Raw genomic sequence first — 15,955 nt, forward strand, 5'->3', positions numbered from 1 at the left:
AGGCCGTCCGTTTACTCAGGCCGGTTGTGTGATTGGCCGCCGTGCACGAACGGCGATGACACGCCTTGGTACTTCAGAAGCATCATCATTCCTTCGGCAGCGTGGTCCAGGTTGTGGCAATGATCCATCCAGATTCCGGGGTTGTCAGCGTGGAGCAGTAGTTCCCACACTTCGCCCGGCAGCACGTCCACGGTGTCAAGGTTGAGTGGTGACCCGCTGGGGACCACGCCGTTCCTGCTCAGTACCTGCATGTGGTGACCGTGCGGGTGCATCGGATGTGGCTCTGAGGTGCGGTTCACTACCGTCACTTTCACGGTGTCGCCCTCAGCCACTTCAATGGACGGAACCAGCGGATACGCTGCCCCGTTCACGGTGAAGGCGTACCGGGGAATCCCGTCGACAAATCGGAATTGCCGGTCCAGCACCATCACTTCTTCCCGCGTGATGGGACGGACGGGTCCAGAGCCATCACGGCTCCTATCCAGCGGTTCGACCCCACCCAGCGGTTCGACCCCATCCAGCGGTTCGACCCTATCCAGCGGTTTGCCATATTCCAGAAGGTCGAGCACCGGCGTGGTGGTGAAGACCCCTGCCGGCGCCTTCTCCCGAGCCAGTTCCTGGGAATCTGCGTCTGCTGAACCTGGCGGAGCAATGACCACGACGGCGCTGGCTGCTGCGTCCGAACGCACGGTGACGGGCGAGGCGGGCATGGTGAAGGCGACGTCCACCCGACCACCGGCGCCAAGGCGTACCAGTTTGCCGGTCACTTCCTGGGGCTGGTTCACTTCGGATCCGTCCACGGCTACGGCCTTGAAGGCCACGCCTTGAATCAGGTACCGCTGCTGCACGGAATCGGTGTTGATCAGACGAATCCGCACACTCGAACCAGGTGTGGCCGTATGCACGGTGGTGCGGTCTGAGGAGCCCAGCAACCCCAGACCGCTGAGGTCGTGCCCCGCCACCACAATGTCCGTATCGGCCCGGGGGGATGTGGGGTGGTGCACGACGAACGTGCCGTAGAGGCCCTTGCGGACCCCTTCGGCGGAATCCTGGTGGGTGTGGTACCAGTAGGTGCCGGTTTGGGCGGCGGCGAAGCGATACGTCATGGACCCTCCGGGCATGACGGCGTTCTGGGTAGCCCCTGCCACCCCGTCCATGGCGTTGGGGACGTCGTACCCGTGCCAGTGCAACGTCACCCCCGCAGCCACATCGCGGTTATGGAGCACCACCTCCATCACTTCGCCCAGTTGAGCTTCCAAGGCCGGCCCCGGGAGGCTGCCATACGTCCAGGCCTCCGTGGTTTGTCCGGATGGAAGCGTTACCTGTTCCATTCGCGCCGTCAGTTCGTAGCGCCGGACCACAGCGTCCGCGAAGGCATCGCCCACCAGGCTGGTCACCGGCGTCGGATCCTTCATCGCAACGCCAGCACTGCTGTGATGTCCGACGGCGGCGGTGATGGTGGCGCCGTCGGCCGACCGGCTCCCAAGCCAGGCAAAGACCCCCGATCCCAAAGCGGTACAGATCATAAGCCCGGCCACCGCGGCAGCCGCCGTCGGCCGCCGGACAACGGCAGAAGCGCCGCCGCCGGGAGCCGCGCCGGACCGAGGTGCGACCTGTCCTGTCTGAGGAAACAGTGCGAGCTTTGCGGTCAGCACAGATGCCGCCACCATGAACAGCACCACCGCTAGGCTCCAAAGTGAGGGGAATGGCCCCAGGACGAACGTCAGCGCCAGCGATGCCACGGCGGAAGCGGCAGCAGCCACTATGGCCAGGACGGCCCATTCGCGGGATCGTCCAGGATCTGGTGTGACAGGTTTGGAGCCGGTGTTCCGCCTCCTCAGCAAGAACGGAACACCGGCCGCCGCGGCCCAAGCCGCGGGGATGGCGGTCAGAGGCACGTTGATGGTTATGCGTTCGCTGGCAAACCACCAACTGCCCGCCACCAAAGCGGGAAGCAATGCGTACCGTCCCACTGTCAATGCGACGGCTGTACCCAATAGGAGCAATGCAAGGTCAGTCCGGCGGGACTTGTCCTTCAAGGACGCGCTCATCCACGCCGCGCCGATCCAGGCGCCGGCCGACACGAAAGACAGCAGCAGATCTACTGCCAGCAGCTGCGAGGTGTTCACAGCTGCCGGTGCTTAGGCTGTGCTGGGGGACGTGGAAGCATCCGAAGATGCAGCCTTGGGAGGCAAGGGTTGAGGGTTGAGGGCGGCAGCTTGTGCGCGCTTGAACAACCAATAGGACATGAAGATCATCATCACGCCTACGATCGGGTGGATGGAAACCACCCACGAGCCCGAAGGAGTGATGAACTCCGGGGAGGATCCGGTCAACATGCCGCCGACAATAAAGATGATCAGCTGAAGCCATGTCAGCAGGAAAATACCTGCCGCCAGCCAGATAGTACGGGATCCCGCTTTGGCAATGGCCGCTACGATCGCGGCCAGCAAAGCTGAGTACCGAAGCACATATTGGCCGTTCACGGCATGGTAGACGCCGGCTTCACGCTGGGCTTCGATGGTGTTTTGGAAGTGGAAGTATCCGGCGAAGAACAGCTGTGCGAGTGCTGACAGCAGGACAATCGCGGAGAGGACCAAGAGGGCTTTACGCATTGGGGAATCCTCTGGTAATCAATTCACAGATTCTTCAAGGCCTTCGAACCATCGGCTCCCTGGCTGCGGGCTTCCCCCACCGCCGATGGCTGGCCGCCAGGCTGCCTGGACCAGGGGCAACCATTAAGGGCGGAGAGCTTCTCTAGGAATCGTAAAGTTGATGGAAATGAATAGCAAGAGGCGTGGGAAACATTGTTCCGGCTGGCTTCCTACTGCTCCTGCCCAACGTCCTTGCCCACGTCTTTGGCATCCATGATTCTGTAGGCGTAGCCCTGCTCAGCCAGGAACCTTTGGCGCTTTGCCGCGAAATCCTGGTCCAGCGTGTCCCGTGCAACCAAGGAGTAGAACCGGGCTGCGCGGCCATCTTGCTTGGGACGCAGGAGGCGTCCCAACCGTTGAGCCTCTTCCTGCCGTGAGCCAAAGGAACCTGAGACCTGGATGGCGACCGACGCCTCAGGCAGGTCGATGGAGAAGTTGGCCACCTTGGACACCACCAACGTGTGAATCTCACCTTTGCGGAAAGCATCAAAAAGCTTCTGCCGTGCCTTGACGCTGGTTTCGCCCTTGATCAGGGGAGCGTCCAACCGCTCGGCGATCTCGTCCAGTTGGTCAATGTATTGGCCGATCACCAGCAACTGTTCACCCTTGTGGACTGCCACGAGCTCTTCAACCAGTGTGGTTTTGGTTTCCGAGGTGGCGCAGAGCCGGTATTTGTCGGCATCGTCGGCCATCGCATACGCCACCCGTTCGTCGCGGGGGAGGTCTACCCGGACTTCAACACAGTCGGCGGGCGCGATGTAACCCTGCGCCTCGATGTCCTTCCATGGTGCGTCGTAACGTTTGGGACCGATCAGGCTGAAGACCTCGCCTTCGCGCCCATCCTCCCGCACCAGCGTTGCTGTGAGGCCTAGCCGACGCCGTGCCTGGAGGTCGGCGGTCATCCGGAAAATCGGGGCGGGCAGCAGGTGGACTTCGTCATAGATAATGAGTCCCCAGTCGTGCCCGTCCACGAGTTCCAGGTGCGGATAGAGTCCACCGCGCTTGGTGGTGAGGACCTGGTAGGTGGCAATGGTGACCGGCCGGACTTCCTTGATTGCACCGGAGTATTCGCCGATTTCGTCTTCGGTCAGTGATGTCCGCTTGAGCAGTTCGTCCTTCCACTGCCGGGCGGAGACGGTATTGGTGACCAGGATGAGCGTGGTGGTGGAGGAAGTAGCCATCGCTGCCGCGCCTACCAGCGTCTTTCCCGCCCCGCAGGGAAGCACGACGACGCCGCTGCCGCCGGCCCAGAAGTTCTCCGTGGCCAACTTCTGATAAGGGCGCAGCTGCCAGCCGCTTTCGTCCAGCATGATGAGGTGCGGTTGCCCGTCGACGTAGCCGGCCAGGTCCTCCGCGGGCCAGCCCAGTTTGAGGAGCAGCTGCTTCAACTGTCCGCGCTGGGAAGAGTGCACCACCACGGTTTCGCCGTCGATCCTGGGCCCCAGCAGGGGAGCAATCTTTTTTGCACGGATGACTTCCTCCAGCACCGGGTAGTCATCGGTGCGCATCACCAGTCCGTGCTGGGCGTCCTTTTCAAGCCGTAGCCGGCCGTAGCGGGACATGGTCTCTTCGATATCGATCAGCAGGGAGTGCGGGACAGGAAAACGGGAGTACTTCAGAAGGGTATCGAGCACCTGCTCCGCATCCAGCCCTGCAGCCCGGGCGTTCCAGAGACCCAGCGGCGTCAGCCGGTAGCTGTGCATGTGTTCCGGGGCGCGCTCCAACTCGGCGAAGGCGGCGATTGCATGCCGGGCCTCGGTGGCGAGCTCGTGATCGACTTCCAAGAGGATGGTCTTGTCACTTTGTACGATCAGCGGACCGTCGGTCACTGTTGAGTCCTTTTCATGAGCGCAGCTCTCCTGCGGGTTCCACATCGATGATCCGGTGGATGGACAACACCCGTTCGGTGTCCTTGGCGGGATCGAACACCCTCACACGCCCACCCGAGACAGATACAGGAACAACGGTTTCAGTGTTGGCATTCCCCAAGCTGTCCACCACGTTCATGGTGACCGCCTGTTTGAGCCGGATGGCCGTTTGCAGGGTCTCCAGGCCGAGCTGGGTGGACGCCTCGCCGGTGGTTTCGGCCGGGACGGCACGGTGTTGGCGCAGCACCGAAAGCTGTGCCTCCACGTCGTCATCCGGCGGCGCCGTTCGGGGCGCAGTGTAGACCGGACGGGCGCTGCCAGGCAGCGCCGTGGTTCGCTTGAAACGCACGGCGGCGGTCTCGGCCTCCTGCACTGCAGGCGATAGTCCCAGCTCGCGAAGGACGCGCGCAGTCTCTCGCGGGCTGGCAGAGGAGGTCAGGACAGTGGGTGCGATGCGCACCAAGCTCAAAGCCGACGTCCGGGCTTCGCGGAGAAGATCGGTAATGGCGGTCTCGTCGTCGCTCTGGATGAAGCTGGCACTCGTTCCGATTCGGAGGCGGCCGTGCCGGGAAGCAGTGTCCTGGATAAGGTACTCCAAAGGTTGGGGCACGTCCGTGGCCGAATGCTCACGGAGGAACGCCAACAGCGATTCCGCATCCTGTCCGGCGTCCAAGGCCCTCCGGATGGAGGTGGCCGAGAACCGGTAGATCGACGCCGGACCCTGGCCCTCGGCGTCGGCCATCAGCAGCAGCGTATCGCCCAACTCCGGCGCGAGGTACCCGGGCGCCACCGCTGTGAGATCGGCTTGGAGGAGAATATGGTTCACGGCAGCCGGCAAATGCTCACCAAGGATGGTCAGGGCTTTTTCCGGCTGGGCATCGGCAATGGCCGCACCCAATTGGGTTAACGCCCCTGATCCCATCAGGCCCAGAAGCGTGGCTTCCTCAAGGATGCCTCGGACCAGTGAACTGAACCGGCGGGACATCCGCGGCTGGGACCACTCAGCCCGCTGCAGTACAGCCCTGGCGTCCAAAACAGGCGCTTTGCCATCCGGTGCGGCCGCTTCGGCTGTGAGCTCATTGAGAATTTCCAGGACCCGACGGCGAACAACAGGGGCGTCGGGCCGTTGCGCTTCCGCGGACAAAGCGTTGATGGTAGTACCGGCCGAGCCTTGATGGGCGGCCGACGACGACGGGCCGGTGAGGGGCTGCCCCACCAGGGAAGGTGCCCTCTCGCTGGCCAGCCAGGCATTGACCAGCCACAACCACTGTTCCTGCCGGGGAAGGTTGAGCCATTCGAGCGATGGCGGCTGGACCCACGTGGAACTGTCCACGTCCAAACGGAGCAATCCCGCCATGGCGCACAACTCCAGGAGGACGGCTGTTTCATGGACACCCAAGCGGATGGATTCGGCCAATCGTCGCAACTCGCGCACACCCACACCGCCGCTTCGCAGCGTCGCCAGGGGTTGTTCCCGCACCGCGAACAACAGCTCAGCAGTCAGCCGCAGGATTTCCGCGATCGCCCCCATGGCCGCATTCCGTCGCAGGGCAGCACTGGTATGGCCGAGTTCCGGAACAGGTGGCGTCAGCGTGAAGTCGTCCACGATCGCACCTCCGCGCAACGCAAGACCCACGCTGTGGGGCAGCTCCACGTGGCCGGCATCCAGGGGGACCAGCAAACCGCGGGCCAACAGCCAGTCGATAGGGCCGACGTCGTGACTTTCGTGGGTGACCGAGGCCCGGCGCTGCGCTTGGGGCACTGCGCCCATGGCCCAGCTGCCGAATTTGTCCAACAAGCCCGTGGTCCGCGCCGGCGCCGTCGCAAGGATGGCGCGCAGATTCTCAGGGGTGGATGTCCAGCGTTGCAATGCCAACGCAGCGTCCATGGGAGTGCTGGCGGGGTGGATGCCCGCGCCGCTTTGATGAAGCTCGGCCACCAACTGCACTACCCGCTGGGCAAAGGCCGGTTGTAACCGGACAAGTTCGGTGTAGCTGCGCCCGAGTCCCGCCGGGTAGATGCCGATCACGTCCTTGAGGCTGCCCACCGGAAGATAAAAGCGCTGACGGGACGATGTTGCTGGTGACCCGGTGGGCGGATCCGCCCTGTGGACCAGTGCCAGTTCCTGCAGCTTTGCGAGGATGGGATCCAGTGCCGAAAGGGTGGAACCGGCAATGACCTTCTTCAGCCCGGCCGCGGAAATACTGTGGCCGGTATCGGCATTAGTACACAGGTGCAGCGTCTCCAGCACCTGCATTTCCGGTTTGTTCAGGCGTTCCAGGGCCCGTTGGACACTGACCCGGGCGCTCGCCCTCGCAGCCAGGGCCGCAAAGTCGGGCGCCATGGGGGAGATCAGGTCCGGCCGCGCGGCAAACAAGGCCCGCAGCGAATCGTCGCTGCGCGCTTCCAATTCCTTGCTGAGCGCGCGAATAAGGGACATCAATCCAACGTTACCGCTCCGGGGCCGCTGGTGCCTGTCAGCGGGGGCGCAGGTTATTGCCGGCGCCGCTGGCGAACGGAGTCAACTACCAGGAATATGCCGAGCATGAAGGCCACGGGCAGTCCGTAAAGTGCCGTCCAGGTTACCCACACCGGCGCAACTCCCTCATTAAAAGCCACAGCCATGACCGTGCCCACTGCGGCCAGGGAGAGGACTGCAATGACGGCGGCGATGATCATGAGGGGGCGGCGGTAACCCGGGAAAGTCATGGGCACAACGCTAGCAGTTAGGCCGCAGAGGGGACTTCTGTCTGCACCATTGTTGCCGCTCTTGTCCTGTTCGCGTGCTGCCTGTGTCTTGTTCCGGTGCTGCGTGGTCGCGGCAAAGCGGGAATAGGGGGTCCGGCAGGATAACCTTGAAGGAACAGACCAACACGGACCGGGCTGTCACCCTCGATCCCGCAGATCCCTGCGGATGCGGTGATTGGCCCGACGTGTCTCCCAAAGCAAGAACGAAGAAGGTTGATTACGTGCCTACCGGCAAGGTCAAGTGGTATGACAAGGAAAAAGGCTTCGGATTCCTCGCGGCAGAAGACGGGCAGGAAGTATTCCTGCCCAAAACGTCCCTGCCCGCGGGCGTAACTGAGCTCAAGGCCGGAACCCGGGTGGAGTTCGGCGTTGCCGACGGCCGCCGTGGCGCCCAGGCGCTGGGACTGCGCGTCCTGGAGAAAACGCCGTCCATCGCCAAAGCCAAGCGCATGAACGCCAAGGACCTTGCACCCATGGTGCAGGACCTGGTGACGGTACTGGATAACCTCTCCGGCTCCTTGTCTTCAGGCAAGTACCCCGACGGCAACAAGGCAAAGGCCATCAGCCTGGCCCTGCGCAAGGTTGCCGACGAGCTGGAAGCTTAGGACCGCCATGACTTCGGAATCCGCACAGGACACCAAGGCCGGCCCTGAAGCTGCCCAGGCTCCTGGAAACGGGGAAGCCCCCGCGCGGAAGCCTGTCGCGGCCAAACCGCGCACCGGGTTACCCGTGTGGCGCACCGGCAAGCCTGACGCGTTTCTGGCTGCCGCCGTCGATGCTGCTCGTGTTGCAGTTGAAGGCATCGCCAGCCCGGGTGAAGTGGGGGCGCACCTTGGCGCCAAGTCGGAGGGCGACCGTGTGGTGACCCACCTGTTCGAGTCCCGCCTCGCCGGCTACGGCGGCTGGCAGTGGTACGCCGTGCTCACCCGGAACTCCCGCTCCAAGGTGGTAACGGTGAGCGAGCTCGGTTTGCTGCCCTCAGAGGATTCCATCCTGGCCCCGGAGTGGGTGCCGTGGGCCAAGCGCGTCCGTCCCGAGGATGAGACGCCGTTGGTGGAAGAGACTGTGGAGGACGTCACGGAGGAGTCCGTGCAGGCCGCAGAAGACGAGGCCACCGAGGCAGCCGAGGATTCCGACGACGCTGAAGACGACGACGAAACCGGGGCTGAATAGGCATTGCGGAAACCCGGGGTGACCACAGTGAAGGCGGACGCTGATGTCCACCTTTAGGTCACTCGGAATCCTCAACTACCGCATCTGGTTCTTCGGTGCGCTGATCTCCAACATCGGCACCTGGATGCAGCGGACGGCGCAGGACTGGTTGGTCTTTGACCACTTGACCGCGCACGACGCCGGGGCCATGGGCATTACCCTGGCACTCCAACTCGGTCCCCAGCTTTTCCTTGCTCCGTGGGCGGGGCTGCTGGCCGATCGTTACAGCCGGCGGAAGCTCCTGCTCATCACCTTGGTGGCCATGGCCCTCCTCAGTACGGGCCTGGGCGTGTTGGTACTGCTGGGCGTCGCTGAACTCTGGCACGTCTACCTCTTTGCCCTCATGCTTGGAATAGTCACTGCCGTGGACGCCCCCGTCCGCCAGACTTTCGTCTCCGAACTCGTCACCGACGATTACCTGCCCAACGCGGTTGCGCTCAACAGCGCCTCCTTCAACGTGGCGCGGATGATCGGCCCCGCTGTTTCCGGTGTTCTGACGGTGGTGGTGGGCCCCGGCTGGGTGTTCCTCATCAACACGGTGTCTTTCGTTGCCATGCTGTGGGCACTGAAACTTATTCCTGCGTCCTCACTCCGCAGTCAACCCCGGGCAGCCGCGGGCAAGGGGCGGATCAGGGAGGGATTGCAGTATGTCAGGAACAGGCCCGACATCCAGGTGGTCCTGGTGGCGATCTTCATCGTGGGCACGTTCGGGCTCAATTTCCCCCTGTTCATCGCAGCCATGGTGGGCACCCAATTCGGCATGGATGCGGGTGCCTTTGGGGCCTTGAACTCGGTCATGGCCATTGGCTCGGTGACCGGTGCGCTGTTGGCCGCCCGGCGAGGCAGGCCGCGCCTCAGGTTGATCTTCGGGGCCGCCGGCGGGTTCGGACTTGCCAGCGCCCTGGCCGCATTGGCACCCAACGCCGTGCTGTTCGGGCTCGCCCTGATTCCGTGCGGACTCTTCGCCCTGACCCTTATCACCAGCGCCAACGGCTACGTTCAATCCACCACGGAAGCCGTGATGCGCGGGCGGGTCATGTCCCTCTACATGGCCATCTTCATGGGCGGCACCCCCATCGGGGCACCGCTGGTGGGGTTGGTGGCCAACGTCGGTGGCCCACGGTGGGCCGTGGGCGTCGCCGCGGTTGCCGGCGTCAGCACCGCCGTCGTGGGTTTGCTGTGGATCATCCGTGCGAAACAACTGCGGCTCCGTTTTGACCGCCGGGCCCGCGGACTGCGGCACTTCCGGGTGGAGTCGCTGCTTGCCCCTCCGGATACGGACGACGACGGCGCAAGCAGGCAGGGCGGGTAGCGCACCTTAAATGGCGGCGGCTTAAATGGCAGCGGCGCCGTACGTGAGCTACCCGCACGACGCCGGCCAAAGCCCGTGGTGCTACTTCTTCAGTTCTCCCACCACGTAGTCGATGCTGGCGAGCAGCGCGGAAACGTCGTCCGGCTCGATGGCGACGAAGGTGGCGATGCGGAGCTGGTTGCGGCCGAGCTTACGGTACGGTTCGGTGTCCACCACGCCGTTGGCGCGCAGGACCTTGGCGATGGCCGCGGCGTCAATGGAGTCGTCAAAGTCGATGGTGGCGATGACGTTGGAGCGGTCCTCGGCGTTTGCGACGAAAGGCGTGGCGTACTCGGAGGCCTCAGCCCAGGAGTAGATGCGGTTGGCAGAATCTGCCGTGCGCTTGCTGGCGAAGTCCAGGCCGCCGTTGCTGTTGAGCCACTGCACCTGTGCGTCCAGGGTCACCAGGGTGGAGAGCGACGGGGTGTTGTAGGTCTGGTTCAGCTTGGAGTTATCAATGGCCGTCTGCAGGTCCAGGAAGTCCGGGATCCAGCGGTCGCTGGCCTTGATGCGTGCAGCACGCTCCAGGGCTGCGGGGGAGAAGAGGCCCAGCCAGAGGCCGCCGTCGGAGGCGAAGTTCTTTTGCGGGGCGAAGTAGTAGACGTCCGATTCGGCAACGTCAACGTCCAGCCCGCCGGCCGCCGAGGTGGCATCCACCAGGACGAGGGAGCCTTCATCAGCACCCTGGACGCGTTTGACGGGCGCAGCCACGCCCGTTGACGTTTCATTCTGGGGCCAAGCGTAGACGTCAACGCCGGCTTCGGCCTGTGCCACCGGGCGGGTTCCGGGTTCGGCCTTGATGATGGAAGAAGCATCAAGGAAGGGTGCCTTGTTGGTGGCGGCAGCGAACTTGGAACCGAACTCACCGAAGGACAAGTGCTGTGCCTTCTTCTCCACCAGGCCAAACGCCGCCACATCCCAGAACGCCGTTGAGCCGCCTACGCCGAGGACAACCTCGTAACCTTCCGGAGCGCGGAAGAACTGGCTGAGTCCTTCACGGACCGAACCCACCAGGTTCTTGACCGGAGCCTGGCGGTGGGAGGTACCCAGGATGGTGGACGATGCTGCAGACAACGCCTCGATCTGTTCCGGGCGAACCTTGGACGGTCCAGCGCCGAAGCGTCCGTCCTTGGGCAGAAGGTCGGCGGGAATGGTGATGCTGTTGTCGCTCACGTGGCGCTCCAATGGGTGTCGGCTAGAGATGGGAGGTGGCATGGGGCATCAACTGCCCCTTCGACACCCCAATTCTGCCTGACACGGCCCGGCCTCAGGAACCTGCCACCGTCATAGTCCGCCACGTGGAATGCGGTCCCACCGAATGCGACCGGAATTATCCAGAGTAATTCCAAATAAGCTAGGCTGGGGGTTGGCGTTCAGGGGGCGGCGGTGCACACCGTCCGCCCTTGCCAGGGACGCGGTACGGTGGAGATTACGCAAGGAACTGCGTTCGAGGAGAGCTGAGCTGGATGACGGATCTGATCGATACCACTGAGATGTATCTTCGGACCATTTTGGAGCTTGAAGAAGAAAACATTGTGGCCCTGCGGGCCCGCATCGCCGAGCGCCTGCGGCACTCCGGCCCCACTGTTTCCCAGACCATTGGACGCATGGAGCGCGATGGCCTGGTGATTGTGTCCAACGACCGCCACCTGGAACTGACGGAAGCGGGCCGGAAGCGCGCCACCGAAGTCATGCGCAAGCACCGCCTCGCGGAGCGCCTGCTGGCCGACGTCATTGGGCTTGATTGGGCCTACGTCCATGATGAAGCGTGCCGCTGGGAGCACGTCATGAGCGAGCGTGTGGAGCGTCGGCTCTACGAGCTCTTGGAACACCCCACGGAGTCTCCCTACGGCAACCCCATCCCCGGACTTGAAGCGCTTGGCGGCCTTGCCAGCCAGCCCTTCCCTCGGCTGGATGTCAACCTGCTCCAGGCAATGGACGGATATGCCGCCGCTACCCGCGTGGTGGTCAGCCGCCTCGCGGAGCCCATCCAGGTTGAGCCGGAGCTCCTGACCCAATTGGACGAAGGCGGAATCCGTCCCGGCGCAAGTGTCTCGCTGGAGCGCGTCGGCGAGTACATCTCCGTCCGTGTTCCGGGCATCGAAGGCGCTTTGGAGCTGCCGCCCGAGGTGGCTGCGCACGTCTTCGTATCCCTCAACTGAGTGTCGCCGGCAGCGCCGTGTCAAACCTCACTTCTGTCACTTTTTAGCGCGCGTGACCTGCGGTTTTCCGAAAAAGATGATAAAGGCCTTCCGCGCTGAGTGCGTTCCTGTTGATAACGAATTTATTACCGAAGGCCTTAATCCCCTATAGTTATTTACTAGCGCTGATACCAAAGCGTTACCTGATCCGGAGCCGAGCTCTGCCAGCGGACCAGGTGTGTCACCCACCACTGGCAGAGGCGGGGGAACCACAAGCGGCTGTCTAAAGAAGCAGCCTTGGGGTGAAGTCCGCAGCAGAAGTGCCCACGTATACAAGTCCCTCTTGGGATACCTGTGTGCCGTGAGCGCCTCGCGCGGACCGGGTCTTTGTACTCTCTGACCCGAATCCGACAGCTAACTTCGCAGGCTTTTGAGAGAGGAACAGAGTTTGACATCGCAGAACGTCAGGGGTCGCCGCCGCGCGTCCGGCCCCGCTGCTGAGCTGCGGCCAGCCACCGTCGTCACGGAGATCCGGCCCCGCGCCACCGAGCGTCAAGTGCGCCGCCGTAAGAGCCCCCTGCGCCAGGTTGCCGACTTCGCCGCTGCCAGCGGCGTCGGGCAGAAGGCCGGTGTTGCGCTTGCCGCCACCGGGCTTGCCCTGACTGTCGGCCTGCCGGCCACCAGCCCGGTCATGGCCACCTCGGAATCGGGCCAGACCGAGTCCGCCCTCGCCGTCGCAGCCCCCGCGGGCAGCCAGCCCGAGGTTTCCGCGGCAGCGTCGGCAAAGATCGACTTCAGCCGAGCCGCAGTCGCCACTGCCGCTGACCCCGATGGGAAGTTGAAGCAACTGCTCAGCGCCCAGTCGGCCGGAAGCATCCAGCGCGCGTCATCCGTTGGCACCATGGCCAGCCCCCTTGACACACTTACCACGGCATCGCCCTTCGGCTACCGTGTCAGCCCCCTCACGGGCGGCGCCGGCGACTTCCACCGGGGCCAGGACTTCGTTGCCCAGTGCGGCACCGCTGTCCACGCAGCAGCAACCGGCAAGGTCACTTTCGCCGGATGGCACGAATATGGCGGAGGCAACCGTGTGGTTATCGACCACGGCAACGGCCTCGAGACCACGTACAACCACCTGTCGTCCTTCACCGTCCAGGTGGGACAAACCGTCAACCGTGGCGATACCGTCGCGCTGAGCGGCACCACGGGCGCTTCAACCGGCTGCCACCTCCACTTCGAGGTTCAGGTCAACGGTGAAGTAGTAGACCCCATGGGCTGGCTCTAACCAATCTGATGGTCGCCTCTCGCATGTGCGGGACATCCCGTGACCTGAATGTGACATTTGCGTTCAACTGTTGTAGCGTACAGAGCGCATCGGCTTTTTAGGGGGCCGGTGCACTTGAGTGGATTGCCTAGCTCTGCCACCTCTCAAGGTCCGTTCGCATAAATCGTCTGGCAGGGGCGGGGGAACCACTTCTGGTCTTCGTGAGAAGGCCTTGGGGTTAAGTCGCAAAACTTCCTTGGAAGCGGCGCGGCCGGATGACTCCCATCCGAATCCGACAGCTCACCTCGCAGGCATTGGGAGAGGCTACCTACGTGTCATCACGCACTACCCCTGCGCGCCATCGCGCCCAAACGGTTCGCACGAACCCGTTGAACACGCTTTCCAAGGCTGTATCCACCAACGCCGGAACCATGAGCCGTCAGGCCATCGTTCTGGCTGCAGCCTCAGGCCTCGTCCTCACCGTCGGATTGCCCGCACAGGCAGCCGACGCCGATGTTTCCAAGACTGAAGCCTCCAGCACCCAGCAGCTGGTTGTAACGGCAGTGGTTACCGCAGAGCCAACAGCCACCGTTTCCTTCGAGAGCCCCACCGTGGCCACCAAGGAAGCCCCCAAAGTAGTCCAGCGCGCAGCGCAGGTTACCGAACGAGCAACGGCCACCACGGACGAAGCCCCTGAAGCCGTGACGGCGAAGTCCTCCGAGGCCAAGGACCCGGCTGCCAGCGCAGCTGCTTCCGGCCTTGCTGCTATCGCCTACACCGGCATCGGCTCCCCCTACGTTTGGGGCGGAACAACACCTAACGGCTGGGACTGCTCCGGCTTCACCCAGTGGGTCTACGCCCAGGCAGGCATCAGCATCCCGCGCGTTAACGCCTGGACGGCTATGACGCCCACCAGCACTCCTTCTCCCGGCGACCTCGTCATGCAGAACGGCGGAGCCCATGTGGGCATCTACGTCGGCAATGGCATGATGATCAGCGCTTTGAACCCCGGCCAGGGAACGCTGCTGCACTCCGTAGCGTCCACCGGCACCTCCTCGTTCTACACCCTCCGCTAGAAACAACCCGGTTCGGGGTGGGCCGGCATGCCCGCAATGCCGGTCCTACCCGCTACCCGTGTGCACCCCAACGGCGCTCGGATACGAAAAGAGAAAATCATGACCAGTGCAAACAAGCTTGCACGGCACCGCGCTGAGGCCCCCAAGACCAGCTCGCTTGCCGTCATTGCCAAGGCTGTCAGCTCCAACGCCGGTGGCGTTGGCCGCCAGGCAGCAGTGATCGCCGCAGCTTCAGGCCTGGTCCTGACCAGCGGCATCGCGGCCAACGCAGCCGAGACCAACGTTGATCGTGAGTCGACCTCCACGTCCACATTGGACATCCAGTCCGTAGTGCAGGCCACCATCGCGGCCGACTCCACTGTGGCTATCTCTTACGAGCGTCCCGTGGTTACCACGGTGGAAGCTCCGGCTCCCGTTGTGGTGGAAGAAGCGCCGACCAAGGTTGAAGCAAAGGTTGAAGCCACGGAAGCACCTGCGGTTGCCGCCAAGGCCGCTCCTGCAGCCAACGCCACCGTGGCCGTCAGCAACTCAACCCCCGCTCCAGCAGCTCCGGCGGCTTCCAGCGGACTCGGCGCAGCCATCGCTGCAGCTGCTTACGCCCAGCTCGGCGTCACCCAGGACTGCACCATGCTGGTCACCAACTCCCTTGCAGCCGTGGGAATCAACTTCCACGACTGGCCTGCAGGTTACCTCTCCTTGGGCCGCACGGTCAGTGCAGCAGAAGCCCAGCCCGGCGACCTCGCCTACTACGCAAACGGTGGTTTGGCCGGACAGGCGCACATCGCTGTATACGTGGGCAACGGCCAGGCAGTTCACGGTGGATGGAACGGATCCACCACGGCACTGTTCAGCGTCAACGTCGGTTCCGGCCCGGTTTTCATCCGCGTCAACGGCTGATTCACTTTCTTCAGAACACCCCGCAGGCTCCGGCCGGCGGGGTGTTCTGCTTTAACCGCGCATGAACTCTTGCCGACACTGTGAGCGAAACGACAGAAAAATTCGTTGATACGGCATATAAGTGCTTACCCTTATGTTGTCGATCCACAGCCCGTACATGCAGAGGGCAGCCGGCCCTCGTGCCCCTGACGGGTGCGGCCGTGAAGAGGTACGTGCATGCGCACACTCGTTCTGAATGCTGGATATGAACCGCTGGCGGTAATCACATTCCGCCGGGCGCTGGTCCTTGTGCTCACTGGGAAAGCTAGCGTAGTGGCCGAAGGCGACGAGCCTGTCGTCGGGCCACAGGAAATTCTTGGACGCCCGTCCGTGATTCTCCTTAACCGCTACATACGTCCCAAGTACAACAAGGTCACCGCCGTGAGCCGCCGCGGGGTGCTTCGCCGCGACGGTCACCGGTGCGCCTATTGCGGCAAAACAGCCCACACCATAGACCACGTCCACCCCAAATCCAGGGGCGGCGCGGATTCCTGGGAAAACCTGGTTGCGGCGTGCTTGAAATGCAACAACGCCAAAAGCGACCACACACTGGGTGAAATGGGTTGGAAGCTCCGTTTCAAACCCGGGGTGCCCCAGGGAACCATGTGGCAGATCAAAGAACTCGAGAAACCTGCGCCGGACTGGGACCCGTTCCTTTTGCCGGAATCCGCTGCCTGATCGATTTCTGCTGACCTCCGGCCGCCC

General features: G+C 63.4%; 14 protein-coding genes and 2 riboswitches. Of the genes, 8 read left to right on the forward strand and 6 right to left on the reverse strand.

The features are described from left to right. Positions 1-11: 11 nt before the first annotated feature. The 5 genes from LDN70_RS05185 to LDN70_RS05205 all read right to left on the reverse strand — a co-directional run bounded on the left by LDN70_RS05185 (position 12) and on the right by LDN70_RS05205 (position 7,231). Positions 12-2,129, reverse strand: a complete 2,118-nt coding sequence (locus tag LDN70_RS05185) for a multicopper oxidase family protein (protein WP_223941956.1) — start codon at positions 2,127-2,129, stop codon at positions 12-14. A gap of 12 nt (positions 2,130-2,141) precedes the next feature. Continuing rightward, positions 2,142-2,615: a hypothetical protein gene (locus LDN70_RS05190; protein WP_166841602.1), complete on the reverse strand. Its 474-nt coding sequence runs from the start codon at positions 2,613-2,615 to the stop codon at positions 2,142-2,144. A gap of 209 nt (positions 2,616-2,824) precedes the next feature. Next, positions 2,825-4,483 carry a DNA repair helicase XPB gene (locus tag LDN70_RS05195; protein ID WP_166841601.1) on the reverse strand — a complete coding sequence of 553 codons (1,659 nt, stop codon included), beginning with the start codon at positions 4,481-4,483 and terminating at the stop codon, positions 2,825-2,827. A 13-nt stretch (positions 4,484-4,496) separates the two neighbouring features. Beyond that, positions 4,497-6,962, reverse strand: coding sequence for a helicase-associated domain-containing protein (locus LDN70_RS05200; protein ID WP_223941957.1), 2,466 nt, complete (start codon positions 6,960-6,962; stop codon positions 4,497-4,499). Positions 6,963-7,015: 53 nt separating this feature from the next. Then, the gene (locus LDN70_RS05205; protein WP_142940090.1) at positions 7,016-7,231 is read right to left on the reverse strand and encodes a hypothetical protein; all 216 of its coding nucleotides are present in this window, start codon (positions 7,229-7,231) and stop codon (positions 7,016-7,018) included. Positions 7,232-7,491: 260 nt separating this feature from the next. Here LDN70_RS05205 and LDN70_RS05210 point away from each other — a divergent pair, with 260 nt between their 5' ends. Genes LDN70_RS05210 through LDN70_RS05220 form a run of 3 tightly spaced genes read left to right on the forward strand, consistent with a single transcriptional unit; the run spans position 7,492 to position 9,794 of the window. After that, positions 7,492-7,875 carry a cold-shock protein gene (locus LDN70_RS05210; protein ID WP_026543217.1) on the forward strand — a complete coding sequence of 128 codons (384 nt, stop codon included), beginning with the start codon at positions 7,492-7,494 and terminating at the stop codon, positions 7,873-7,875. A 7-nt stretch (positions 7,876-7,882) separates the two neighbouring features. Continuing rightward, a complete protein-coding gene (locus LDN70_RS05215) occupies positions 7,883-8,443 on the forward strand; it encodes a DUF3027 domain-containing protein (RefSeq protein ID WP_142940089.1) in 561 nt (186 codons plus the stop codon). A gap of 43 nt (positions 8,444-8,486) precedes the next feature. Then, a complete protein-coding gene (locus LDN70_RS05220) occupies positions 8,487-9,794 on the forward strand; it encodes an MFS transporter (protein ID WP_142940088.1) in 1,308 nt (435 codons plus the stop codon). A gap of 81 nt (positions 9,795-9,875) precedes the next feature. Here LDN70_RS05220 and serC read toward each other — a convergent pair whose 3' ends face one another. Continuing rightward, positions 9,876-11,006, reverse strand: coding sequence for a phosphoserine transaminase (gene serC / locus LDN70_RS05225; protein ID WP_166841597.1), 1,131 nt, complete (start codon positions 11,004-11,006; stop codon positions 9,876-9,878). Between the two features lie 293 nt (positions 11,007-11,299). Between serC and LDN70_RS05230 the strand changes: the two genes are divergently transcribed. The 5 genes from LDN70_RS05230 to LDN70_RS05250 all read left to right on the forward strand — a co-directional run bounded on the left by LDN70_RS05230 (position 11,300) and on the right by LDN70_RS05250 (position 15,928). Beyond that, positions 11,300-11,995, forward strand: a complete 696-nt coding sequence (locus LDN70_RS05230) for an iron-dependent transcriptional repressor DtxR (protein ID WP_142940086.1) — start codon at positions 11,300-11,302, stop codon at positions 11,993-11,995. Between the two features lie 211 nt (positions 11,996-12,206). Beyond that, positions 12,207-12,418, forward strand: a riboswitch (cyclic di-AMP (ydaO/yuaA leader). 4 nt (positions 12,419-12,422) lie between these two features. Further along, positions 12,423-13,259 carry a M23 family metallopeptidase gene (locus tag LDN70_RS05235; RefSeq protein ID WP_166841596.1) on the forward strand — a complete coding sequence of 279 codons (837 nt, stop codon included), beginning with the start codon at positions 12,423-12,425 and terminating at the stop codon, positions 13,257-13,259. A gap of 145 nt (positions 13,260-13,404) precedes the next feature. Further along, a riboswitch (cyclic di-AMP (ydaO/yuaA leader) is annotated at positions 13,405-13,566 on the forward strand. A gap of 4 nt (positions 13,567-13,570) precedes the next feature. Beyond that, positions 13,571-14,314, forward strand: a complete 744-nt coding sequence (locus LDN70_RS05240; protein WP_238703480.1) for a C40 family peptidase — start codon at positions 13,571-13,573, stop codon at positions 14,312-14,314. Positions 14,315-14,413: 99 nt separating this feature from the next. Beyond that, entirely contained in the window at positions 14,414-15,211 is a 798-nt protein-coding gene (locus LDN70_RS05245; protein ID WP_223941958.1) for an NlpC/P60 family protein, read from the forward strand. 216 nt (positions 15,212-15,427) lie between these two features. Beyond that, the gene (locus LDN70_RS05250) at positions 15,428-15,928 is read left to right on the forward strand and encodes an HNH endonuclease (RefSeq protein WP_223941959.1); all 501 of its coding nucleotides are present in this window, start codon (positions 15,428-15,430) and stop codon (positions 15,926-15,928) included. The last annotated feature ends 27 nt before the right edge of the window (positions 15,929-15,955 follow it).

This window comes from Arthrobacter sp. StoSoilB22, from assembly GCF_019977315.1.
Lineage (GTDB): Bacteria > Actinomycetota > Actinomycetes > Actinomycetales > Micrococcaceae > Arthrobacter.

Excerpts from the sequence above, each read along its gene's own strand:
- LDN70_RS05245 (WP_223941958.1), top strand. The coding sequence starts at position 14,414 with ATGACCAGTGCAAACAAGCTTGCACGGCACCGCGCTGAGGCCCCCAAG.
- LDN70_RS05205 (WP_142940090.1), bottom strand. The coding sequence starts at position 7,231 with ATGACTTTCCCGGGTTACCGCCGCCCCCTCATGATCATCGCCGCCGTC.
- LDN70_RS05215 (WP_142940089.1), top strand. The coding sequence starts at position 7,883 with ATGACTTCGGAATCCGCACAGGACACCAAGGCCGGCCCTGAAGCTGCC.
- LDN70_RS05220 (WP_142940088.1), top strand. The coding sequence starts at position 8,487 with ATGTCCACCTTTAGGTCACTCGGAATCCTCAACTACCGCATCTGGTTC.
- LDN70_RS05200 (WP_223941957.1), bottom strand. The coding sequence starts at position 6,962 with ATGTCCCTTATTCGCGCGCTCAGCAAGGAATTGGAAGCGCGCAGCGAC.
- LDN70_RS05250 (WP_223941959.1), top strand. The coding sequence starts at position 15,428 with ATGCGCACACTCGTTCTGAATGCTGGATATGAACCGCTGGCGGTAATC.
- LDN70_RS05190 (WP_166841602.1), bottom strand. The coding sequence starts at position 2,615 with ATGCGTAAAGCCCTCTTGGTCCTCTCCGCGATTGTCCTGCTGTCAGCA.
- LDN70_RS05230 (WP_142940086.1), top strand. The coding sequence starts at position 11,300 with ATGACGGATCTGATCGATACCACTGAGATGTATCTTCGGACCATTTTG.